This window comes from Streptomyces sp. NPDC048197, assembly GCF_043202395.1.
In the GTDB taxonomy this organism is placed as follows: Bacteria; Actinomycetota; Actinomycetes; order Streptomycetales; family Streptomycetaceae; genus Streptomyces; species Streptomyces siderophoricus.
Window position 1 is genome coordinate 25,560 of the sequence record NZ_JBIDAJ010000002.1, and the last position, 22,326, is coordinate 47,885.

Genomic DNA, 22,326 nt, shown 5'->3' on the forward strand with positions numbered 1-22,326 from the left:
CCGCCGGCGGACCGCCCCGCCCGTCGTCCGCGCCTCGGACCCCCAGGTCACGGCCGTGCGGTCCGGACGCAGAATAGAGACATGATCACGGTCAGCGGCGACGGCGCGGCCGCGGACGGCGCACCCGGCGCCGACGCCACGCCGCGGGCGCGCGGGGAGTGGGCCCGGCACTGGCGCTACCCCGGCCTGCCCGGTCTCGACCTGCTGCGCGCCCGCTACGTACGGCACTCCTTCCCCCGCCACGCCCACGACGGCTACGTCGTCTGCGCGGTCACCTCCGGCATCGAGGAGGTCGGCCTCCAGAAGGGCACCGTCCGGGCCGGCCACGGCGGCATCATCATGATCAACCCCGAGGTCGCCCACACCGCGCGGGCCGGCGCCCCCGAGGGCTGGACCTACGCCACCCTCTACCCGTCGTCCGGCATCGTCGCCGAGATAGCCGACGAGACCACCGCCCTGCGCGGCACCGCCGGCTTCACCGAAACCGTCGCCGAGGACCCCCGGCTCGCCCGCATGATCACCGACGTCCACCGGGCCGCCGAGGCGGGCAACGCGCTCGCCGCCGACAGCCTGCTGCGCCTCACCGTCGCCCGGCTGCTGCGCAGCTACGGAGGCCCCCTGCCGGCACGCACCCCGCGCAGCGCGGGCGCGCGCAACGCGGTCCGCGCCCGTGCCGTACTGGAGGACCGGATGGCCGACCCGCCCTCCCTGGAACAGCTGGCACACGACCTCGGCACCAGCCCGTTCGCCCTGCTGCGGGCCTTCAAGGCCGCCTACGGGATGCCCCCGCACGCCTGGCTCACCGACGCCCGGGTTCGCCGGGCCCGCGCCCTCCTGGAGGCCGGGCACCCGCCCGCCGACACCGCCGTCGCGGTCGGCTTCACCGACCAGCCGCACCTGAACCGCCACTTCACCCGGATCGTCGGGGTACCGCCCGGCGCGTACCGCAAAGAACGCGCCCTCTGAGCGGCCCGCACCCGGCAGGAGGCGCAAGAACGTACAAGACCACCAGGAGCGCCCCCGCCTAAGGTCCCGGACGTGGCAGAACAGACAGACATACGCACCACCGGAGAGGCCGCGCCGCCGGAACCGGCACGGCCCGCCAAACCCGACTCCGCCGTCATCCGGGACGCCCTCGGCGTCGGCATCGCTGTCGGCCTCTCCGGGTTCGCCTTCGGCGTGACCTCGGCCGGCGCCGGCCTCACCCTGTTCCAGACCTGCGCACTGAGCCTGCTCGTGTTCACCGGCGCCTCACAGTTCGCCCTGGTCGGCGCGCTCGCCGCGGGCGGCAACCCGCTCACCGCCGCGGCCGGGGCCTTCTTCCTCGGCGTGCGCAACGCCTTCTACGGACTGCGGCTCTCCGCCGTCCTCGGCCACCGGGCGGCGGTCCGCCCCTTCGCCGCCCACTGGGTCATCGACGAAACCACCGCCGTCACCCTGGCCCAGCCGGACCGCCGCAGCGCCCGGCTCGGCTTCACCGTCACCGGCCTGAGCCTCTACGCCCTGTGGAACCTCACCACCTTCATCGGCGCCCTCGGGGCCGAGGCACTCGGCGACACCGACGCCTGGGGCCTGGACGCGGCCAGCCCCGCGGTCTTCCTGGCACTGCTCGCACCGATGCTGCGGAGCACCGTCGAGCGGGTGGCGGCCGGCCTCGCCGTCGTCCTGGTCATGACCACGCTGCCGCTGCTGCCCACCGGGGTACCGGTCCTGCTCTCGGCGCTCGCCACCCCCGCCGTCCTCGTCGTACAGGGCCGCCGCGCACGGACGAAGGGCGCCGGCGACGACACGACACACCCGGGCGGCGCGCAGGGCCGCCCCGCCACCGAGGAGAAGCGGGCATGAACGTCTGGATCGCCATCGCCGCCACCGCCGTCGGCTGCTACCTGGTCAAGTACCTCGGCCTGTCGGCGCCCGCCGGCGTCCTGGAACGCCCGCTCGTCAAGCGGCTGGCCGCGCTGCTCCCGGTGGCCCTGCTGGCCGCGCTCACCGCACAGCAGACCTTCAGCGACGGCCACCACCTGATGCTCGACGCCAAGGCCGCAGGCGTGGCCGCCGCGGCCGTCGCGCTCGCCCTGCGCGCGCCGTTCCTGCTGGTCGTCGGCGTCGCCGTGGCCGTCACGGCAGGCGTACGGGCGCTGGGCGGCTGACGCCCCGGGCCGGCGGACGCGTCCTCCCCCGGGCAGCGGGCGCACGCAGCAGCGGGCGGCCCCCGGGGGAGGGGCCACCCGCATGCTCACCCAAGAGGTCCGGGCCCGGCGGGACGACCGGCCCGGACCGGTCGCTCAGTCCAGCTGCCGGCCGTACGCCCGCAAGGTCCGCAGCGCCTTCAGCGTCACCATCGGGCGGCTCTCCAGCGCCGTCCCCGGCGCCCAGATCCGCCAGTTCACCGGCCAGCCGCCGTCCTCCTCCTGGAGCGCCAGGAGGTGGTCCAGGGCCCGGTCCATCTCCTCGTCGGAGAACCAGCCGCGGGCCAGGGAACCGGGTGACGGCGCATAGTCGTACGCGAAGTGGTGCTCCCCGGGGGCGTACCCCGGTGCCACGGGGACATCGGCCGCCCGCCCCGGATCCAGCAGCACCAGACCCTCCTCCCTGACCAGCCGCCCCAGCCGCTCGGCCGCCGCGGCGGCCCGCGGCCGGTCCGGCGCACCGTCCAGGAACGCCAGCGCCGCCTCCACCTCGTACGGATGGGTGCCCTTCAGCGACTCCACCGTCGCCCAGCAGTAGTCCGTGGCCCGGAAGAGCCAGGCGTGCCACACCTCGTTGCGGTGCAGCGTGCCCACCACCGGGCCGGTCGCCAGGAGCGCGCTCGGCGGATCGTCGACCACCGGGATCCACGGGGCGGCCGGGTAACCACGCTGAGAGGGGTGCAGCGCGGGCAGCGCTCCCTCGGAAGTCGAGATCTTCGTCAGATAGCGGCAGATCCGCTCCACCTGACGGCCGTCACAGCGTCCGATCAGATCCAGGACCTTCAAGGCGTGCGCGGTGTGCAGCGGCTGGCTCACGGGTCCGCGCAGATCGGGCTCCAGGGCGTGGCCGAAGCCGTCGTCGTCGTTGCGGTACGCGGCGAGCGCGGTCTCCACCGGGTCCGCACCGCCGCCGAGGAAGTCGTACTCGAAGAGCCGCTGTTCGAGCACCCGGGCGGTCAGCCAGATGAATCGCTCCGCACGCGCCAGGGGAGTCGAAGGAGGTCTTACGTTTTCGGCCATGGCCCGACCGTAGGGGCGAAATCCTCCGGCGGCACCGGCTCGGGCATCCCTGCCAGCCCAGGGCGGGATACTGGAGGCATGCGGTTGACGGTCTTCTGGCAGCGGATGGCGGATCATTTCGGCGCGACGTACGCCGACTCCTTCGCGCGCGACTACGTGATGTCCGATCTCGGCGGCCGGACCGTCCACGAGGCGCTGAACGCCGGGTGGAGCGCCAAAGAGGTGTGGCGGGTGGTCTGCGCCGTCATGGACGTGCCGCCCGAGAAGCGCTGAAGCGGCTGCACCCGAACACGGCCGGAGCAGTCGGCGCGGTGCGCGACACTTGGCTTCGTGCCTGTGTCTGAAGAGATCACCAGCAACGACGTCCCCCGCCCCGAGGACCGGCCGGACGCCCGGTCCGACGCCCGGATGCCGCGCTGGCTGCCGCGCGCCATGGTGCTCGCGCTCGCCCTCGTGGCCTGCTTCCAGCTCGCCACCTGGGGATTCCACCAGCTCATCTCGCTGCTGCTGAACGTGCTGATCGCGTTCTTCCTGGCGCTCGCCGTCGAACCGGCCGTCTCCTGGATGGCGGCCCGCGGTATGCGGCGCGGCCTGGCCACCGGCCTGGTCTTCCTCAGCATCCTCGTCGCCGCGGCCGGCTTCTTCGCACTGCTGGGCTCGATGCTCGCCGGCCAGATAGCCACCATGGTCGAGGAATTCCCGCAGTACCTCGACTCCGTCATCAGCTGGATCAACAGCACCCTGCACACCCACCTCTCCCGGGTCGAGGTGCAGAACAACCTGCTCCGGTCCGACTGGCTGCAGAAGTACGTCCAGGACAGCGCCAACAACGTCCTCGCCGTCTCCGCGACCGTGCTGGGCAGCCTGTTCAACCTCCTGACCGTCGCCCTGTTCTCGTTCTACTTCGCCGCCGACGGCCCCCGGCTGCGCCGCGCGCTGTGCTCCGTCCTCCCGCCCCGCCGCCAGGAGGAGGTGCTGCGCGCCTGGGAGATCGCCGTCGCCAAGACCGGCGGGTACCTCTACTCGCGCGGCCTGATGGCCCTCATCTCCGGCCTTGCGCACTACGTCCTGCTGGAGCTGATGGGCGTGCCGTACGCCCCGGCGCTGGGCATGTGGGTGGGCCTGGTCTCCCAGTTCATCCCGACCATCGGCACGTACCTCGCGGGCGCGCTGCCGATCCTGATCGCCTTCACCGTCGACCCCTGGCACGCCCTGTGGGTCTTCGGCTTCGTCGTGATCTACCAGCAGTTCGAGAACTACCTCCTCCAGCCGCGGATCACCGCCAAGACGGTGGACATCCATCCCGCCGTCGCCTTCGGATCGGTCGTCGCCGGTACGGCCCTCATGGGCGCGGTGGGCGCACTGATCTCCATCCCGGCCACGGCCACCCTGCAGGCGTTCCTCGGCGCGTACGTCAAGCGCTACGCCGTGCCCGACGACCTTCGGGTCCACGGCAAGGCCCGCCGCCGACGCGCCGCCGACCTCCTCGCCCGCGTGCGGCACGCCGCCGAGCGCAACGAGGAACGGCCCGACGGGAAGGAGCCGGCGGGCCAGGACAGGGACTCGGCCGGACGGGACGCCGCCGCACAGCAGGGCACGCCCGACGCGGGCTGAGCCCGCGGACCGCGGGCACAGGGCGTGGTGCGGCGCTTGACACAAAAATCGAACAGCTATTCTCATGGGAGATCCGGCCCGTGATTCCGGGGTTTCCGCGAAGTTATCCACAGGCCGGAGCCGGGTCCGGGCGCATTGTCAGTGGCAGGCGTTAGCGTCATGGACGTGAAGCGATCGACTCAAGCAAATCGGGTGGAACCCATGGCAGGCACTGACCGCGAGAAGGCGCTGGACGCCGCGCTCGCACAGATTGAACGGCAATTCGGCAAGGGCGCAGTGATGCGCATGGGGGAGCGGTCGAAGGAGCCCATCGAGGTCATCCCCACCGGATCCACCGCCCTCGACGTCGCCCTGGGCGTCGGCGGCCTCCCCCGAGGCCGCGTCATCGAGGTCTACGGCCCGGAATCCTCCGGTAAGACGACCCTGACCCTCCACGCGGTCGCGAACGCCCAGCGGGCCGGCGGCTCCGTCGCGTTCATCGACGCCGAGCACGCCCTCGACCCGGAGTACGCCAAGAAGCTCGGCGTGGACACCGACGCCCTGATCCTCTCCCAGCCGGACAACGGCGAGCAGGCCCTGGAAATCGTGGACATGCTGGTCCGCTCCGGTGCGCTCGACCTCATCGTGATCGACTCCGTCGCCGCCCTGGTGCCGCGGGCCGAGATCGAGGGCGAGATGGGCGACTCCCATGTCGGCCTTCAGGCCCGGCTGATGAGCCAGGCACTGCGCAAGATCACCAGCGCGCTCAACCAGTCCAAGACCACGGCGATCTTCATCAACCAGCTCCGCGAGAAGATCGGCGTGATGTTCGGCTCGCCGGAGACCACGACCGGTGGCCGGGCCCTGAAGTTCTACGCCTCGGTCCGACTGGACATCCGCCGCATCGAAACCCTCAAGGACGGCACCGAAGCCGTGGGCAACCGCACCCGCGTCAAGGTCGTCAAGAACAAGGTCTCGCCCCCCTTCAAGCAGGCCGAGTTCGACATCCTCTACGGCCAGGGCATCAGCCGCGAGGGCGGCCTGATCGACATGGGCGTGGAGCACGGCTTCATCCGCAAGTCCGGCGCCTGGTACACGTACGAGGGCGACCAGCTCGGACAGGGCAAGGAGAACGCCCGCAACTTCCTCAAGGACAACCCTGATCTCGCCAACGAGATCGAGAAGAAGATCAAGGAGAAGCTCGGTATCGGCGTCAAGCCGCAGGACCCGGCGGCGGAGCCCGGCGCGGACGCCGCGGGCGCGGCGACCGACGCGGCCCCGGCGGCTCCGGCCGCGGCGACGAAGAGCGCCAAGGGTTCCAAGGCCGCCGCGGCCAAGAGCTAGCCCGCCATGACACGGCGAACGGAATGGCCGGACAGCGCGGACGGGATCCACAGCGCTGCCGGTGACGCCGAGACCCGTAGCGGCCGCAGGGGCGGCCGCGGCCGTGAGAACGGCGGTGGTTCCGCTCTCGCCTCCGGCGAGGGCGAACCCGCCTCGTCGAGGGCCGAGGCGGGACCACCGCGTACGCCCGAGGAGCAGGCGCGGGCCATCTGCCTGCGCCTGCTCACCGGGAGTCCGCGTACCCGTAAACAGCTCGAGGATGCCTTGCGCCGGCGCGGCATCCCCGATGAGGCCGCGCAGGACGTGCTGTCCCGCTTCGAGGACGTCGGACTGATCAACGACGCGGCCTTCGCCGACGCCTGGGTGGAGTCCCGCCACCACGGGCGCGGCCTGGCCCGGCGGGCCCTGGCCCGGGAGCTGCGTACGAAGGGCGTGGACTCCGCACTGATCGATGAGGCGGTCGGCCGCCTCGATTCCGAGCAGGAGGAGTCCACCGCCCGCGAACTGGTCGACCGCAAGTTGCGCACGACCAGGGGCCTGGACCGCGAGAAGCGCCTGCGTCGCCTGGCGGGCATGCTGGCCCGCAAGGGCTACCCGGAGGGCCTGGCCCTCCGCGTGGTCAGACAGGCACTGGAGGAAGAGGGTGAGGACCCTGACCTCCTGGAAGAGCATCTGCGGGACGACTGATCCGGGCCGGAGCGGAGCGGACCGAGCCGGTCGAGCCGGGCCGAGCCGGGCTGGAGCGGAGCGGGCCGAGCCGGGCGAGCGGGGCCGGGGCGGAGCGGATTGAGCCGGGCTGGGCCGGACCGGTGTGTAGCGGTGTGGAGCGGATCTGAGCGAGGCCTACTCCTGGCCTGACCTTGAATGTCATGACCTTGAGAGGCATGGCCTGGAGCGTCGTGGCTTTTAGTGTCGTGGCCTTGAGTGTCGTGACCCTGCCTGAGGTGAGGTGGGGATTGGGGGACGGGCGGGCCTCGGATGTGACCAGCGCTGAGGGATGGCCGTGGGATCCGGCACCGCCGGCGACCCGCGTCGGTCACGGCTGCGCGGACGCGGGGAGGGGGAGCGGGGTGGGTGGGGGCGGGGCGGGGCCCCCGGGGAGAGGAAGGCCCGCATCCCGCACCCCCCATGGAGCGCCCCCTACCGAAGTCCCGCCCTCACCTGCCCCGCATCACGGCTCGTGCAGCCCTCACCCTCCACCTCATCTCGGGTTTTCACCCTCCACCTGATCTCGGGTTTTCACCCTTCACCTCATCTCGGGTTCTCACCTCGACCGGCAGGCCGGCTGCGCGCCAGGCTTGGAAGCCGCCGATGAGGTCGGTGGCTCGGTGGAGGCCGAGGTGGCGGAGGGAGAGGGCGGCGAGGCTGGAGGCGTAGCCCTCGTTGCAGATCACCACGACGGGCAGATCGTGGTGGGTTGCTTCTGGCGCCCGGTGCGCGCCGGTGGGGTCCAGGCGCCACTCCAGTTCGTTGCGCTCCACGATCAGGGCACCGGGGATGGTGCCGTCGCGGTCGCGTAGTTCCGCGTAACGGATGTCGACGAGCAGGCCGCCCGCCCGCTGGACGGCGGCCGCCTCCTCCGGGTCGAACCGTCGGCCCAATTGCCGGCGGGCGTCGGCGAGAAGGGCGTCGACGGCGCTCACGTCCACTCCTCCGGGCGCTCGACCTCTTCCAGGCGGAGTACCTGGCCGGTGCGGCTGTAGCGGCGCATCAGCGGCAGCGGTGGGTAGTAGGCGTGCACGGAGACCGCGTGGGTGTCCGGTGAGGTGTTGAGGACCTGGTGGACGTGGTGCGGGCCGAAGGCCCGGCCGCGGCCGTCGCCGAGTGTGCGTTCCCGGTCGACGCCGTCGGCGAGTTCCAGGGTTTTCCAGCCCTCGGTGGGCAGTTGGGCGGCGAGCGACTGCTCCGTCAGTTCGCCCGTCGCCGTGGCGAACGCACCGTGTGAGCCGCCGTGGTCGTGCCAGCCGGTGCCGGTGCCGGGCGGCCAGCCGATCAGCCAGGCCTCGCTGCCGCCCGGCCCGTCCAGCCGGATCCACGTCCGGCCTTCCGGGTCGAGCGGCAGTGAGGCGATGAGTGCCGGGTCCGCGGCGGTACGGCGGACGAAGTCGAGGAGTGCGGAGGCGCTGGGTCCGCTGTCCTTGCCGGCGGTGTAGTTGGCGGGTGAGTCATCGCCGGGGGTGTGCGGGCGCGCGGGGGTACGTACGTCGGGCACGGAAACCGTCCTGAGTGATCGCGAAGAGGCGCGGCTGCCGGACAGGGGCAGGCGGCCGCGCGGGGAAGAAAATGCGGATCAACAGGACGGACGACACATGCAGCCCGCATAGCGGACCAGGTCCAGATGGACCCTCCGCCAGAATCGCGAGCTGTGGTCAGTCATTCTCGGAGTGAAACACGCTGGTTCGGAATGGGTCAACCGCATGAAGCAACTGCACGAGCCGACTGGACGAGTTGACTGCGCGAGTCGACTGCGCAAGCCACATGACCGAGTCGGCTGGACGGACCAACTGGATGGACCAGCGGGACAGGCCAATTGGACGGGTCGACTGATCGGGTCCATTGGTGATGTCCACTGGTTGGGCCGACTGGTTCGGTTGGCTGGCGGGGGAACCGGGAAGTCGGGGTGGGACCCTGCGTCGGTACTCAGTCCGCGGCTCCCTCGGGCGCCCGCTCAGGTGTCCACCCCGGTGTTCGTTCCCGGGCCCTTTCCGGCGCTCGTTCCCGGGTCGGTTCCAGGGGCGGTTCCCGAGTCGGTTCCGGGGGCGCATCCGGAGTCGGTTCCCGGGGTGGTCCGTGAGTCGGTTCCGGGGTCGGTTCCGGCACTGGCGCCGGAACCCGGCTCGCCCCAGTTCCCGTCTGCGCCTGCCCCTCCGTCCGTTCCCCAGTACTCCTCCGCGACCCGAGCACGCTCGCCAGCGCCGGCCCCGTCCCAGGCGCCATCTCCAACGCCGGCCCCGCCCCAGGCGCCATCTCCAATGCCGACGCCCTCGCCAGCCCCGACACCGTCCCAGGCGCCATCCCCAACGCTGGCATCCTCCCCAGCCCCGGCACCCTCCCGGCCCCCGCCCCCAGCGCCGCCACCCTCCCGAGCCCCAGTACCGCCCCGGATACCGCCCCCAGGACCACCCCCGGTACCGCCCCCCGCATCGGCACCCCCAAGCACCCCCTCACCATCCCCCACCCTCTGCACACCCACAGACCCCACAGACCCCACCGACCCTGCAGACCCCACCGACCCTGTAGACCCCACCGACCCCGCATCCCCCACCCGCCGTCCATAAGCCCCCGCGACGCCCGAGTCGCCGTCAGGTGTGCCGCCGCGGATCGCTTCCGCGCAGGCGTGGAGTTCGGGCGGGCGGATGCCGGGGGCGAGAGCGGTGGCCAGGTGGCCGTCGGGGCGTACGAGGAGGACGGTGTGGGCGGCGGCGCCCGGGTAGGACTCGGTGACCAGGACCTCGGCGGGCATCGGGAGCGCCGCGGCGGCGCTGCTCAGCCGGGGCATGAGGCCCGCCGACTGCCAGTGCCGGCGGTCCCAGACGGTGGTGCCGGGCGCCACCAGTACGACCAGCAGCCCGCGCCCGAGGCGGGTGCGCAGCCGGACCACCGAACCGTCCGGTGCGGTCACCGGGACGTCCGTCACCGGTGCTCCCGGCGGCGTCTCGACGAGCGGTCCGGCGGTGTGCGCGGCGGGCGGTGCCAGCGGCGTGCGGGCGTACACCGGTGGGGCGCCCAGCGGGCCGCGGCCCAGGTGGCCGTCGGTCAGCAGGGTGCTGCGGCCGCGCGCGGCGCCGGGCAGGACGGTGCGCCAGCGGGCCGGGCGGCCGTCCCGCAGCAGCGGCAGCGCCTGGTCGGCGGCGCGCAGCCGGGCCGCGACCGCGCCCCGCCGCTCGGCCTGGTAGCTGTCGAGCAGGGTCTCGGTGGCGCCGTGGTGCCAGGCCAGCCCCAGCTTCCAGGCGAGGTTCTCGGCGTCCCGCAGCCCCTCGTCCAGCCCCTGGGTGCCGAGCGCGCCCATCAGGTGCGCGGCGTCCCCGGCGAGGAAGGCTCGGCCCTGCCGCCAGCAGCGGGCCAGCCGGTGGTGGACGGTGTGGACGCCGGTGTCGAGGAGTTCGTAGGGAGGGACGAGGCGGCCGTGGCCGGAACCACGGGCGCCGCCCCCGTCCACGCCGGATCCCGGGAGGACGTCGCCGGCCTCGACCGGGTATTCGGTGGTCCAGCCGGCCAGCGAGTCGCGGATCCGGGCGACCAGGGCGTCCGGGGTGACCAGTTCGCGGCCCGGGGGCAGCAGCCAGTCCAGCCGCCAGACGCCGTCGGCCAGCGGGCGGGCGGAGACCTCACTGCCCGGTGTGCCGCCCTGCCGGGGCGGTGAGCGGTGCAGCAGGGCCTCGCCGGGCCAGGGGAGTTCGCAGCGCAGTGCGGCCACCGCATGCCGCTCGACGGCCGTCCGGCCGGGGAAGCGGATGTCCAGCAGCTTGCGCACGGTCGACCGGGGACCGTCGCAGCCGATGAGGTAACTCCCGCGCCACCACGTCCCGTTGGGGCCGCGGGTGTGGGCGCTGATGCCGTGCTCGTCCTGTTCGAGGTCGGTCAGCCGGCTGCCGGTGACGACCTCGGCGAGCTTCTCGCGTTCCAGCGCGGCGCGCAGTGCGCGGGTGAGGGCGTGCTGGGGGAGGTGCACCGGGGAGGTGGCGGCGGGGCCGGCCGCGTCGTCGGTGGTGTGCGGGGCGAAGGCGACGCGTTCCACCAGGCGCCGGCGGCGCATGATCCGCCAGGCCGTCCAGCGGGTGCCGGCGGACTCCAGGGTGGCGGCGCAGCCGAGCCGGCCGACGAACGCCGCGGTGTCCTCGCGGAGGACGGCGGTGCGGGCGGGCCGGGTGTCCTCCTGGCCGGAGGTCTCGTCGAGGACGATGGAGGGGACGCCGAGCCGGGCGAGGGCGAGCGCGAGGGAGAGGCCGACCGGGCCGCCCCCGGCGACGATCACCGGGTCCACGGCGCTGCTCCCCGGGACCGCTGGTACGTACGGGACATGCGGGGACTGGCAGTTGGAGCCCGGTGCGTGATCACACAGCGTATGCAACCCACTGCGGCCGCTCGCGTCAAGTGACGGAGGCGGTGGCGTCGTTGCCACCGCCTCCGGACGGTTCCGTACCGGCCGCGCGGGCCGTCGTACCGTCAGTCCTTCGCGTCCGCGGGGACGTCGGCCGGAGCCGCGGTCTCCAGGGCGTCGGTGGCGGCCACCGGCTCGCCGGCCGCCGCCACGCCGATCCCGGTCTTCGCCCGCCGGCCGCGCCGCTCGATCCAGTTGGCGAGGGCGGACAGCGCCAGGCACATCGCGACGTAGAGGGAGCCGGTGACGATGATGAACGGGACGTAGGTGTCCTCGCCGTTGACGAGGATGTTGGTGCTCATCAGGCGGGCGGTGTAGAGCAGTTCCTCGAACGTGATGATGTAGCCGAGGGAGGTGTCCTTCAGCGTCACCACGAGCTGGCTGATGATCGTCGGCAGCATCGCGCGGACGGCCTGCGGGATCAGTACGGTCGTCATGACCTGGGTCTTGCTCATGCCCAGGGCGTAGGCGGCCTCACTCTGGCCCTTGGGCACGGAGTTGATGCCGGCCCGCAGCACCTCGGCCTGGACCGAGCCGTTGTAGACCGTCAGTCCGATGACCAGGGCCCAGAACTGCGGCTGGTCGCCGGAGAGGCCGAGCGCGTCGCGGTTGGTGAGCAGCAGGACCCAGATCACGTAGATGGTGATCAGCAGCGGGACGGCGCGGAAGAGTTCGATGAACCCGGTCGCCAGCCAGCGCACGGGCTTGTGGTCCGACAGCCGCCCGACCGCCAGCAGGATGCCGAGGAGCAGGGAGAGCACCGCGGCGACCGCGAAGACCTCGAGGGTCGTCAGCAGGCCGTTGCGGATGTTGGTGCGCACCCCCGCGTTGTTGAAGATGTCCCACCGCTCGGGCTCGAACTGGCCCGTCGCGTTGAGCCGCATCACGACGAACCCGATCAGGGCGAGTACCACGAGCCCACCGAGGACGGTGTAGACGCGGTTGCGCACCTTCGCCTTCGGCCCGGGGACGTCGTAGAGAACGCTGGCCCCACTCATGCCGTTACCTCACTTCGTTCCGCCCCGCCTGCGCGTGGCACCCACATCGTGCTCTTCCTCCCCATGGGGGCACCTCCCAGCGGTGGCTGGGGGACCTCGGCCGGGGGGACCCCCATGTCGCGTCCGTTCACCGGGCGACCCCCATCCGGCGCTCCAGCAGCCGGAAGGCACCGCTGATGGCGAAGGTGATGACGAGGTAGGCGAGCGCGACCCACAGGAAGATCCAGGCGATCGCGTAGCCCTGGTCGCTGAGCAGCTTGGCGAAGCCGAACAGCTCGGTGACGCTGAACGCACCCGCGATGGCGGAGTTCTTCGTGAGTGCGATGAAGATGCTGCTCAGCGGCGGCAGCACGGTGCGGGTGGCCTGCGGCAGGACGATCAGGCGCAGGGTCTGCGAGAACGTCATCCCGAGGCTGCGCGCGGCCTCCGCCTGCCCCAGCGGCACGGTGTTGATGCCGGAGCGCACCGCTTCGCACACGAACGAGGAGGTGTAGAAGCCCAGGGCCAGCATGGCCAGCACGAAGGGGCTCAGTCCCTTGAAGAGCACCTGGGGCACGACGAACATCGCGACCAGGAAGAGCAGCGTCAGCGGGGTGTTGCGCAGCAGCGTGACCCAGGCCGTTCCGAACGCGCGCAGCGGCGGGATCGGAGAGACCCGGAATCCGGCTATGAGGACGCCGAGCACCAGGGCGATCACCGCGCTCGCCGCGGTGATCGCCAGGGTTCCGAGGAACCCGTCCCGGAACTCGGGCAGATGATCGAGGAGTACGTTCATGGGGTCTCCGCGGTAGCGGTCATCGGGTCGACGGCGGGGAAGGGAAGGACGGGGTGAAGACAGCGCGCCCCGCACACCCGGCCACGGCGGGCGTACGGGGCGGCGCGGTCAGGAGGAGCGGTCCGGCGCCTCAGTACCGCGGCAGCGGCGTCTGCGGGGCGACGTAGGCCGACCCGGACTTGCCGAGGGTGCCCTGGTAGGCCTTCTTGTAGTCGCCGTTGCTGATGTGGTTCTCCAGCGCCTTGGTGATGGCGTCGCGCAGGGCCTTGTCGTTCTTGTCCATGCCGACGCCGTAGGGCTCCTTGGTGAACGGCTTGTTCACCACGCGGAGCTTCGTCGGGCGCTGGGCCGCGTAGCCCTTGAGGATCGCGTCGTCGGTGGTGACCGCGTCGACGTCGCCGTCGATCAGCTTCTTGACGCAGTCCGAGTACTTGCCCAGCTCGATGGTCTTGGCGCCGTACTTCGGCTTCTTGATCTCCTGGAGCGGGGTGGACCCGGTGATCGAGCAGACCGTCTTGCCGCGGAGCGTGTCCGGGCCGGTGATGGCCTTGTCGTCCTTGCGCACCAGGAGGTCCGCGCCCGCGGTGTAGTACGGGCCCGCGAAGCCGACCTGCTTCTTGCGCTCGTCGTTGATCGTGTAGGTGCCGACGTAGTAGTCGACGTCGTGCCCGGAGATCTTGGTCTCACGGACGTTGGAGTCGACCGTGCTGAACTTGATCTGCTTCTCCGAGAAGCCCAGGTCGGCCGCGACCATCTTGGCGATCTCGATGTCGAAGCCGGAGTACTTGCCCGACGAGGGGTCCTGGTAGCCCAGGAACGGCTGGTCGGCCTTGACGCCGATGACGATCTGGCCCTTCTGCTGGGCCTTCTTCAGCACCGCCGAGTTGACCTTGACGTCCTTGGCGACCTTGTACGTGCCGCTGTAGACCTCACCGCCGGCCGGCTTGTCGCCGGCCGTTCCCGACTCACCGCCGCAGGCGGTCGCCGTGGCCGCCAGCGCGAGCACCACTGCACCGGCCGCGGCCGTCTTGAGCATCCTCATGGTGAACATCCTTTGGTTCAGCAGGTGTTGGCAATAATGGTGGCCCAACTGCGGCCTCAGTGGTGGAGGATCTTCGACAGGAAGTCCTTGGCGCGGTCGCTGCGCGGGTTGTTGAAGAACTGGTTCGGCTCGGCCTCTTCGATGATGCGGCCGTCCGCCATGAAGACCACACGGTTCGCCGCGGAGCGCGCGAAGCCCATCTCATGGGTGACCACGACCATCGTCATGCCGTCCCGGGCGAGCTGCTGCATCACGTCCAGCACCTCGTTGATCATCTCCGGGTCCAGCGCGGAGGTCGGCTCGTCGAACAGCATCACCTTCGGGTCCATGGCCAGCGCACGGGCGATCGCCACCCGCTGCTGCTGCCCGCCGGAGAGCTGTGCGGGGTACTTGTCCGCCTGGGTGCCGACACCGACCCGGTCGAGCAGGGCGCGGGCCTTCTGCTCGGCCGCCGCCTTGTCCGTTTTGCGGACCTTGGTCTGGCCCAGCATCACGTTCTCCAGCACCGTCTTGTGTGCGAAGAGGTTGAACGACTGGAAGACCATGCCCACGTCCGCGCGGAGCCGGGCCAGTTCGCGGCCCTCCTGCGGCAGCGGCTTGCCGTCAATGGTGATGCTGCCGGAGTCGATGGTCTCCAGGCGGTTGATGGTGCGGCAGAGCGTCGACTTGCCGGAGCCCGAGGGCCCGATCACGACGACGACCTCGCCACGGTTGATCGTCAGGTCGATGTCCTGGAGCACGTGCAGCGCGCCGAAGTGCTTGTTCACGTTGTCCAGCACGACCAGCTGGTCACCCGCCGGCGGGGAACCCTCGGCGTTCTTGGTCACCGATACTTCACTCATCGGCGTACAGCTCCGTCCTCCTCGGTTGGGAGGACCCTAGTGACGCCCCGCGACCAGCGTCATTACATCTGAGGGGAACTTGAGCATAACGATCCGGTCGCAGCGGGACACTCACGGTGAAGTGGTGGGGGAGGGGGCGCGGCGCCGGGTTCCGTCGTGGCGCGGTGCCACCGGCGTACCGGCTGGGTAACGGATGGCGGCCGGGAGGTGACCTCCTCTTGACGCGCGCACCCGCCATCGCCGTAGATGCCCTGTGGCCTGTCCGTACGCACCCGGGAAGGAGGCCCGATGAGACTGCTGCTGGTCGAGGACGACGATCATGTCGCCGCGGCGCTGGCCGCCGTGCTCGCCAAGCACGGCCTGTCCGTCGTCCACGCGCGCAGCGGTGAGGAGGCGCTCAAGGCCCTGCTGCCCGATGCCGCCGAGCCGTTCGCGGTGGTGCTGCTCGACCTCGGGCTGCCCGACCAGGACGGCTTCGAGGTGTGCGGCCGGATCCGCAAGATCAGCGCCACCCCGGTCATCATGGTCACCGCGCGCTCCGACGTGCGCTCGCGGATACACGGCCTCAACCTGGGCGCGGACGACTACGTGGTCAAGCCGTACGACACCGGTGAGCTGCTGGCCCGGATCCACGCGGTCAGCCGGCGCAACGCGGTGCCGTCGGCCGGCGGCACGGAGCAGCCGGCCGAGGAGGGCGCGCCCGAGGCGCCGCTGCGGCTCGGCGCGGTCACCGTCGAACTCTCCACCCGCCAGGTGTCCGTGGACGGCGCCGCGGTGCCGCTGACCCGCAAGGAGTTCGATCTGCTGGCACTGCTCGCCCAGCGGCCCGGGGTGGTCTTCCGCCGGGAGCAGATCATCAGCGAGGTGTGGCGGACGAGTTGGGAGGGCACCGGCCGGACCCTGGAGGTGCACATCGCCTCACTCCGCGCCAAACTGCGCATGCCCGCCCTGATCGAGACCGTACGCGGCGTCGGCTACCGCCTGGTCGTGCCGGCCGCCCCGGCCGCCCAGGCTCCCTGAAGGCCGCCGCGGGCACGTGCGCACCCGACTCCTTCCGCTCCTCATCGTCCTGATGGCCGGTGTGCTGCTCGCGCTCGGCCTCCCGCTCGGCGTCATCACCGCCGGCGTGGAGCAGCAGAAGGTGGTCGTCGACCGGATCGACGACGCCGCCCGGTTCGCCTCGCTCGCCCAGTTCGTCACCGCCCGCCCCGCTGCCGACCCCAAGGACAAGACGCCCGAGGAGGACGAGCGGCGCGCCACCCTCCGCTCGGAGCTCGCGCGCTACTACGGCCTGTACGGGATCCGGGCCGGCGTCTTCTACCGCGACCGCTCCCCGATGGCCGCCGCCCCCGGGGACATGCCGGTGCCCCGCGACGGGGAGGGCGCCCGGGCCTTCAGCGAGGCACTGGCCGGCCGCCGCAGTCACGACCCGCACCAGATCTGGCCGTGGGACGAGGACGGCCGCATCCCGGTCGCCTCGCCGGTGGTCCGCGACGGCGACGTGGTCGCGGTGGTCATGACGGATTCACCCACCGGGCAGATGCGCGCCCGGATCCTGCACGGCTGGCTGCTGATCGCGGCCGGCGAGTGCGCGGCGATGCTCGTCGCGGTCGGCGCCGCCTTCCGGCTCACCGGCTGGGTGCTGCGGCCCGTACGGGTCCTGGACGCGGCCAGTCACGACATCGCCACCGGCCGGATGAAGTCCCGGGTCGCCGGCACCGCCGGACCACCCGAACTGCGCCGGCTGGCCCGCTCCTTCAACGAGATGGCCGACCACGTCGAGGAGGTGCTGGAACAGCAGCGCGCCTTCGTCGCCGACGCCTCCCACCAGCTGCGCAACCCGCTGGCCGCGCTGCTGCTGCGGATCGAGCTGCTGGCCCTCGAACTCCCCGAAGGCAACGAGGAGATCGCCTCGGTGCGCACCGAGGGCAAGCGGCTGGCCCGGGTCCTGGACGATCTGCTGGGCCTCGCGCTCGCCGAGCACACCGCCGCCGACCTCCAGCTCACCGACGTGGCCGCGCTGGCCGCCGAGCGCGTCGACTCCTGGCGCCCGATGGCCGACGACAAGGGCGTCCGGCTGACCTACGAGGGCCAGCCCGCGGTCACCGGCTGGGCCGATCCGGTCGCCCTCTCCAGCGCCCTGGACGCGGTCGTCGACAACGCCCTCAAGTTCACCCCGGCCGGCCAACCCGTGACCGTACGGGTGGCGCCGGACGGTGCGCAGGTGCGGATCACCGTGGCCGACCGCGGCCCCGGGCTGGCCGAGGACGAACTGGCACGGATCGGTGACCGCTTCTGGCGCAGCAGCCGCCACCAGAACGTCTCCGGCTCCGGGCTCGGCCTGTCGATCACCCGCGCCCTGCTCGCCGCGGGCGGCGCAACCATCGCCTATGCCCCGCACCCGCCGCACGGCCTGGAGGTCACCGTCACGCTGCCGCGCAGCGCGCCCTGAGCAGGCCGGCCCGTCGGCGCCGTGTGCTACCGTCGAAGGACGTTGCAGTTGTGGTACCCATGAACGTTGTGTGCGCCCGGAGGCTGGTAGCCCCGGGCGTTCCTGTTTTCCGGAGTTTTCCGGGCCGTTTCCGGTGTGGGGCGATGATCGCGGCGAAGGGAACCGCACGGTGTGGTTCCCGGTTTGCCCCATGAATGGAGAAAAACATGGCTTCCGGCACCGTCAAGTGGTTCAACTCGGAAAAGGGCTTCGGCTTCATCGAGCAGGACGGCGGCGGCCCCGACGTCTTCGCCCACTACTCGAACATCCAGGCTCAGGGCTTCCGTGAGCTGCTGGAGGGCCAGAAGGTCTCGTTCGACGTGACCCAGGGCCCGAAGGGCCCGCAGGCGGAGAACATCATCCCCGCCTGACGCCCCGCGCGTCTGCCCTGGCCTGCGACGGCATCGTCCGTCGCAGGCCAGGGCGCTTTCTTGGGGCGCCAGGGGCCCCGCTGGGCCGCGCGGTCCGGTGCCCTCAGGGCTTCACGGACACGTAATAGCGCCGGGCGCCCTCGTGCAGCTGCAGCGGATCGGTGAACACCGCCGTCCGCAGGTCCACCTTCTGCGCGGCATGCACCTGACGCCCGATCCAGTCCCGGCTGTCGATCACCGTCCGGGTGATGCCCTGGGTCAGCGCCGCGTCCTCCCGGTCCGTCGTGACCAGCAGGTTCGCCACGGCGATCGTCTTCACCGCCTGCCCGTCCTGGGCCCGCGGATAGGCGTCGGCGGGCATCACCGCCGCCCGGTAGTAGCGGGTGCGCTCGCCCTGCCGGTGCAGCCCCTCGGTGAGGTCCCCGAGCTGCACCAGCCGTACGGGGAACCGCTCCGCGAGCCGCTGGACCGCCGTCGTCGGCAGCCCGCCCGACCAGAAGAAGGCGTCCAGCTTCCCCTGCTCCAGCAGCTTCGGCATCCGGTCGATGCCCACCCGCACCGGCGTGATGTCCCGGTCGAAGTCCAGTCCGGCCGCCTCCAACAGCCGCCGGGTGATCAGCTGCACACCCGAGCCGTCGGCCCCGACGCCCACCCGGAGCCGCCGCAGATCCTTGGTCGAGCGCACCGCCGACCGCTTGGGCACCACCAGCTGCATGTAGTCGTCGTACAGCCGCGCACAGGCCCGCAGCCGGTCCGCGCCGGGCTCGCCCCGGAACTGGTAGGTGGCGACCGCATCAGCCGTCGCGATGCTGAACTCCGCACGCCCGGACACGAGTTGCCGCAGATTGTCGATCGACCCCTCGCTGCGGGTCAGCCGCAGCCGCACGTCCGGCATGTCGTGCGCCACGTCCTGCTGCAGCAGCTCCCCGTAGCGCGCGTACACCCCCGTCGGCACGCCCGTCGCCATCGTCACCCGCCCGCCCGGTGCGGGCGCGCTCCCCGTGGACAGCAGCCACCACAGCGCCAGCCCGAGTACGACCAGCGCCGCGACGCCTGCCTGATACACCCGGCGGCCCGGGCGGGGGAGTGCGGTGACCATGCGCGGGATCCTGCCAGGTGCGGGGCTCCGGCGGGAGGGGGAGGGGGCCCTGTGGTCCACTACGCTCCGCCGGGCCCATGATCCTTGACCGGCGGGCCGTCGGTGGGCGCGCGGGGCGGGGAGCGGGGGACGAAGCATGGGCGACGAGGCACTCGTAGCGGCCGTACGGAACGGGGACGCGACGGCGCTGGACGCGCTGCTCGCCGCCGGGGGCGACCCGGACACCGTCGACGGACACGGCACGCCCCTGCTGTGCCTGGCGGTGGATGCCTTCGACCTGCCGGTGGTGGAGTTGCTGAGCGGGGCGGCGCGGTTGGACCGGGTGGCCCCCGACGGCCGCACCGCCCTGTTGCGGGCGGTCGACCACGGGGCGTACGAGATCACGGAAACGCTCATCTGCCGCGGCGCGCAACTCTGGCACAAGGACGGCGCGGGGCGCGATGCCCTGGCGCTGGCCCGGTACTGGCACGGGACCGGCGCCGTGGCCGAATTGCGGCGCAGGAGCGGGAAGGCCGGGAGGGCCGGGAGGAGTGGGCCGGCGGAGCCGGTCCGGCGCAGGACCGTCCGGGGCGCGTTCGGGACGACCTGCGAGGAGCTGTCACTGGGCGGGCTGCGGGTCCGCACCGGGCACGCCGCGATCCTCACCGTGCTGGAGCCGCGGTTCGGGGTCCGGCCCGCCTTCGAGGAGTTGCTGTCCCGCGCCCTGGCCGAACCGGACGTCGACCACGAGGTGTGGTGGGCGACGACGTCCGCGGCCCAGCAGCGGCCGGACCGGGCCGTACGGGAAGCGGCCGCGGCCCTGCGGGACCGGCCGGACCCGTTGGAGCGGCACTTCGGCGCGGAGGTGCTGCGTCTGATCGACATCTTCGAGGAGGGTCACGAGGCGAGTGACGAGGCGAGTTGAGGAGAGTTTCGGGGAGATCGATGAGACCCCGCCCGCCGGCCGGGGAGCGGGTGCGGACGGCCCTTCCGGCCCGCGGGGAGAAGGCTTCTCCGGCGGGCCCTTACCCTTGAGGAATGACCAGCAGCACCGACCGCAGCCACGTCGTGGGCGTGCCGAAGACCTATGAGATCCGCACCTACGGGTGCCAGATGAACGTCCACGACTCCGAGCGGCTGTCCGGCCTGCTGGAGGAGGCCGGGTACGTCCGTGCGCCCAAGGGGGGCGAGGAGGCCGACGTCGTCGTCTTCAACACCTGCGCGGTGCGGGAGAACGCCGACAACCGCCTCTACGGCAACCTCGGGCAGCTCGCCCCCAAGAAGGCGGCGCACCCCGGAATGCAGATCGCCGTGGGAGGCTGCCTCGCGCAGAAGGACCGCGACACCATCGTCAAGAAGGCCCCCTGGGTCGACGTGGTCTTCGGTACGCACAACATCGGCAAGCTGCCGGTGCTGCTGGAGCGGGCCCGCGTCCAGGAAGAGGCGCAGGTCGAGATCGCCGAGGCGCTGGAGGCGTTCCCCTCCACGCTGCCGACCCGCCGCGAGAGCGCGTACGCGGCCTGGGTGTCGATCTCCGTCGGCTGCAACAACACCTGCACCTTCTGTATCGTCCCGGCGCTGCGCGGCAAGGAGAAGGACCGCCGGCCCGGCGACATCCTCGCCGAGGTCGAGGCGCTGGTCGCCGAGGGCGTCAGCGAGATCACCCTGCTCGGGCAGAACGTCAACGCCTACGGCTCCGACATCGGCGACCGCGAGGCCTTCAGCAAGCTGCTGCGCGCCTGCGGGAACATCGAGGGCCTGGAGCGGGTCCGCTTCACCTCCCCGCACCCGCGCGACTTCACCGACGACGTGATCGCCGCCATGGCCGAGACGCCCAACGTGATGCCGCAGCTGCACATGCCGCTGCAGTCCGGCTCCGACCGGGTCCTCAAGGCCATGCGCCGCTCGTACCGCCAGGAGCGGTTCCTCGGCATCATCGAGAAGGTGCGTGCCGCCATGCCGGACGCCGCGATCTCGACGGACATCATCGTCGGCTTCCCGGGGGAGACCGACGAGGACTTCGAGCAGACCCTGCACACGGTCCGCGAGTCCCGCTTCGCCCAGGCCTTCACGTTCCAGTACTCCAAGCGCCCCGGCACCCCCGCGGCCGAGATGGACGGCCAGATCCCCAAGGCCGTCGTCCAGGAGCGCTACGAGCGGCTGGTCGCCCTCCAGGAGGAGATCTCCTGGGAGGAGAACAAGAAGCAGGTCGGCCGCACCCTCGACGTCATGGTCGCCGAGGGCGAGGGCCGCAAGGACGACGCGACGCACCGCCTCTCCGGCCGGGCGCCGGACAACCGCCTGGTGCACTTCACCCGGCCCGAGGAGCCGGTCCGCCCCGGCGACGTGGTGACCGTCGAGGTGACCTACGCCGCTCCGCACCACCTCCTCGCGGAGGGCCCGGCCAAGGCGGTCCGCCGTACCCGCGCCGGTGACGCCTGGGAGAAGCGCACCGCCGCCCCGGCCGACAAGCCCAAGGGCGTCCTGCTGGGCCTGCCCACCATCGGTGCCCCGGCCCCGAGCCCGGCGCCCACCGCGGGCTGCGGCTGCGACTGACCGCAAGGACGGCGGGCAGGGGGCGTTACGCTGCGTGTCATGCTCGTAGCCGCCGCCATCTGCCCCTGCCCGCCGTTGCTCGTCCCGGAGGTCGCCGCCGGCGCGGCGCCCGAGCTGGAACCGCTGCGCACCGCCTGCCTCGACGCGATCGGCCTGCTCGCCGCCGCCCGCCCGGACCGGCTGGTCGTCGTGGGCCCCGCCGACGAGGCCGCCCGCGGCCCGCACCCCGAGGGTGCCGCCGGCTCGTTCCGCGGCTTCGGGGTGCCGCTCGATGTGACACTGGGTGCCGCCGAGGCCGCCACCGAGCGGCCGCTCCCGCCGTCCCTCTCCGTCGGCGCCTGGCTGCTGTCCCGCGCGGACTGGGCCGACGCCCCCCTGGAGGGCCTGGGCCTGGACCCGGCGCTGCCCGCCGAACGGGCCCTGGCGGCCGGCCGGGAGATCGCCACCCGTGCGCCCCGGGTGGCCCTGCTGGTGATGGGCGATGGCAGCGCCTGCCGGACGGTCAAGGCGCCCGGCTACCTCGACGACCGGGCCGAGCCCTTCGACGCCGCCGTGGCCCGCGCGCTGGGTGCCGCCGACATCGCCGCGCTGAGCGCCCTGGACGCCCAGCTCGCCGCGGCCCTGCAGGCGTCCGGACGGGCCGGCTGGCAGCTCCTGGCGGGCGCCGCCGAGGGCGCGGGCCTGGGCGGCCGGCTGCTGCGCGAGGAGGCCCCGTACGGGGTCGGGTACTTCGTCGCCACCTGGTCGTAGCCGCCGCTGTGCCGGGCCGGCCGGTCACCGGCGGCCCGGTGGCGCGCCGGCCCTCCTGAGGGGGCGGTCCGGCGGCGTCCGCTCCTTGGTGGATACGACACGACGGCCGCGAGGTGGTGAGCCACCCCGCGGCCGTCGTGTGCCGCCCGTCTTTCCGACGCGCGTGAATTACCCGC

At 72.2% G+C, this 22,326-nt stretch carries 22 protein-coding genes and 1 pseudogene; 13 read left to right on the forward strand and 10 right to left on the reverse strand.

Annotated elements, in window-relative coordinates:
- Positions 1-81: 81 nt before the first annotated feature.
- From ACGF4C_RS03320 to ACGF4C_RS03330, 3 genes are all read left to right on the forward strand, one after another.
- Positions 82-966, forward strand: a complete 885-nt coding sequence (locus ACGF4C_RS03320; RefSeq protein ID WP_393562882.1) for an AraC family ligand binding domain-containing protein — start codon at positions 82-84, stop codon at positions 964-966.
- Between the two features lie 72 nt (positions 967-1,038).
- Positions 1,039-1,845, forward strand: a complete 807-nt coding sequence (locus ACGF4C_RS03325; RefSeq protein WP_393562884.1) for an AzlC family ABC transporter permease — start codon at positions 1,039-1,041, stop codon at positions 1,843-1,845.
- On the forward strand, positions 1,842-2,150 hold the full coding sequence (locus ACGF4C_RS03330; protein WP_030809438.1) for an AzlD domain-containing protein: 309 nt from the start codon (positions 1,842-1,844) through the stop codon (positions 2,148-2,150). The genes ACGF4C_RS03325 and ACGF4C_RS03330 overlap by 4 nt, the downstream gene beginning before the upstream one ends.
- Positions 2,151-2,285: 135 nt before the next feature.
- Here ACGF4C_RS03330 and ACGF4C_RS03335 read toward each other — a convergent pair whose 3' ends face one another.
- Entirely contained in the window at positions 2,286-3,209 is a 924-nt protein-coding gene (locus ACGF4C_RS03335; RefSeq protein WP_393562885.1) for a hypothetical protein, read from the reverse strand.
- Between the two features lie 78 nt (positions 3,210-3,287).
- Between ACGF4C_RS03335 and ACGF4C_RS03340 the strand changes: the two genes are divergently transcribed.
- The 4 genes from ACGF4C_RS03340 (at position 3,288) to recX (ending at position 6,833) form a co-directional block, all read left to right on the forward strand.
- Positions 3,288-3,482, forward strand: coding sequence for a DUF3046 domain-containing protein (locus ACGF4C_RS03340; RefSeq protein WP_362137134.1), 195 nt, complete (start codon positions 3,288-3,290; stop codon positions 3,480-3,482).
- Between the two features lie 135 nt (positions 3,483-3,617).
- Positions 3,618-4,823: an AI-2E family transporter gene (locus ACGF4C_RS03345; RefSeq protein ID WP_393563429.1), complete on the forward strand. Its 1,206-nt coding sequence runs from the start codon at positions 3,618-3,620 to the stop codon at positions 4,821-4,823.
- 201 nt (positions 4,824-5,024) lie between these two features.
- Positions 5,025-6,146: a recombinase RecA gene (gene recA, locus ACGF4C_RS03350; protein ID WP_030809425.1), complete on the forward strand. Its 1,122-nt coding sequence runs from the start codon at positions 5,025-5,027 to the stop codon at positions 6,144-6,146.
- Between the two features lie 6 nt (positions 6,147-6,152).
- The gene (recX, locus tag ACGF4C_RS03355) at positions 6,153-6,833 is read left to right on the forward strand and encodes a recombination regulator RecX (protein WP_393562887.1); all 681 of its coding nucleotides are present in this window, start codon (positions 6,153-6,155) and stop codon (positions 6,831-6,833) included.
- Positions 6,834-7,360: 527 nt separating this feature from the next.
- On the opposite strand, the gene ACGF4C_RS03360 is transcribed toward recX, so the two are convergent.
- The 8 genes and pseudogenes from ACGF4C_RS03360 to ACGF4C_RS03395 form a co-directional block, all read right to left on the reverse strand.
- Positions 7,361-7,789, reverse strand: coding sequence for a rhodanese-like domain-containing protein (locus tag ACGF4C_RS03360; RefSeq protein ID WP_393562889.1), 429 nt, complete (start codon positions 7,787-7,789; stop codon positions 7,361-7,363).
- Positions 7,786-8,358, reverse strand: a complete 573-nt coding sequence (locus ACGF4C_RS03365) for a cysteine dioxygenase (RefSeq protein WP_393562891.1) — start codon at positions 8,356-8,358, stop codon at positions 7,786-7,788. The genes ACGF4C_RS03360 and ACGF4C_RS03365 overlap by 4 nt, the downstream gene beginning before the upstream one ends.
- 78 nt (positions 8,359-8,436) lie before the next feature.
- Complete coding sequence (locus ACGF4C_RS03370; protein WP_393562893.1) at positions 8,437-8,703, reverse strand: putative leader peptide; 267 nt, start codon at positions 8,701-8,703, stop codon at positions 8,437-8,439.
- A 753-nt stretch (positions 8,704-9,456) separates the two neighbouring features.
- A pseudogene (locus ACGF4C_RS03375) lies at positions 9,457-11,130 on the reverse strand (FAD-dependent monooxygenase); the annotation flags it as partial.
- Between the two features lie 182 nt (positions 11,131-11,312).
- Positions 11,313-12,245: an amino acid ABC transporter permease gene (locus tag ACGF4C_RS03380; RefSeq protein ID WP_393562895.1), complete on the reverse strand. Its 933-nt coding sequence runs from the start codon at positions 12,243-12,245 to the stop codon at positions 11,313-11,315.
- A 127-nt stretch (positions 12,246-12,372) separates the two neighbouring features.
- On the reverse strand, positions 12,373-13,020 hold the full coding sequence (locus ACGF4C_RS03385; RefSeq protein WP_030416928.1) for an amino acid ABC transporter permease: 648 nt from the start codon (positions 13,018-13,020) through the stop codon (positions 12,373-12,375).
- A 130-nt stretch (positions 13,021-13,150) separates the two neighbouring features.
- Entirely contained in the window at positions 13,151-14,062 is a 912-nt protein-coding gene (locus tag ACGF4C_RS03390; RefSeq protein WP_393562897.1) for a glutamate ABC transporter substrate-binding protein, read from the reverse strand.
- Positions 14,063-14,118: 56 nt separating this feature from the next.
- A complete protein-coding gene (locus ACGF4C_RS03395; protein WP_030416926.1) occupies positions 14,119-14,904 on the reverse strand; it encodes an amino acid ABC transporter ATP-binding protein in 786 nt (261 codons plus the stop codon).
- Positions 14,905-15,192: 288 nt separating this feature from the next.
- Between ACGF4C_RS03395 and ACGF4C_RS03400 the strand changes: the two genes are divergently transcribed.
- The 3 genes from ACGF4C_RS03400 to ACGF4C_RS03410 all read left to right on the forward strand — a co-directional run bounded on the left by ACGF4C_RS03400 (position 15,193) and on the right by ACGF4C_RS03410 (position 17,766).
- Positions 15,193-15,924: a response regulator transcription factor gene (locus ACGF4C_RS03400; RefSeq protein WP_393562899.1), complete on the forward strand. Its 732-nt coding sequence runs from the start codon at positions 15,193-15,195 to the stop codon at positions 15,922-15,924.
- A 16-nt stretch (positions 15,925-15,940) separates the two neighbouring features.
- A complete protein-coding gene (locus ACGF4C_RS03405) occupies positions 15,941-17,356 on the forward strand; it encodes an ATP-binding protein (protein ID WP_393562901.1) in 1,416 nt (471 codons plus the stop codon).
- Between the two features lie 206 nt (positions 17,357-17,562).
- Positions 17,563-17,766, forward strand: a complete 204-nt coding sequence (locus ACGF4C_RS03410; protein WP_030288153.1) for a cold-shock protein — start codon at positions 17,563-17,565, stop codon at positions 17,764-17,766.
- Between the two features lie 103 nt (positions 17,767-17,869).
- On the opposite strand, the gene ACGF4C_RS03415 is transcribed toward ACGF4C_RS03410, so the two are convergent.
- A complete protein-coding gene (locus ACGF4C_RS03415; protein ID WP_393562903.1) occupies positions 17,870-18,865 on the reverse strand; it encodes a TAXI family TRAP transporter solute-binding subunit in 996 nt (331 codons plus the stop codon).
- A gap of 136 nt (positions 18,866-19,001) precedes the next feature.
- Between ACGF4C_RS03415 and ACGF4C_RS03420 the strand changes: the two genes are divergently transcribed.
- From ACGF4C_RS03420 to ACGF4C_RS03430, 3 genes are all read left to right on the forward strand, one after another.
- Positions 19,002-19,769 (forward strand): ankyrin repeat domain-containing protein, encoded by a 768-nt coding sequence (locus ACGF4C_RS03420; RefSeq protein ID WP_393562905.1) that lies wholly within the window; start codon positions 19,002-19,004, stop codon positions 19,767-19,769.
- 113 nt (positions 19,770-19,882) lie between these two features.
- A complete protein-coding gene (gene miaB / locus ACGF4C_RS03425; RefSeq protein WP_201809774.1) occupies positions 19,883-21,400 on the forward strand; it encodes a tRNA (N6-isopentenyl adenosine(37)-C2)-methylthiotransferase MiaB in 1,518 nt (505 codons plus the stop codon).
- 39 nt (positions 21,401-21,439) lie between these two features.
- The gene (locus ACGF4C_RS03430; RefSeq protein WP_393562907.1) at positions 21,440-22,150 is read left to right on the forward strand and encodes a class III extradiol dioxygenase subunit B-like domain-containing protein; all 711 of its coding nucleotides are present in this window, start codon (positions 21,440-21,442) and stop codon (positions 22,148-22,150) included.
- Positions 22,151-22,326 lie beyond the last annotated feature (176 nt).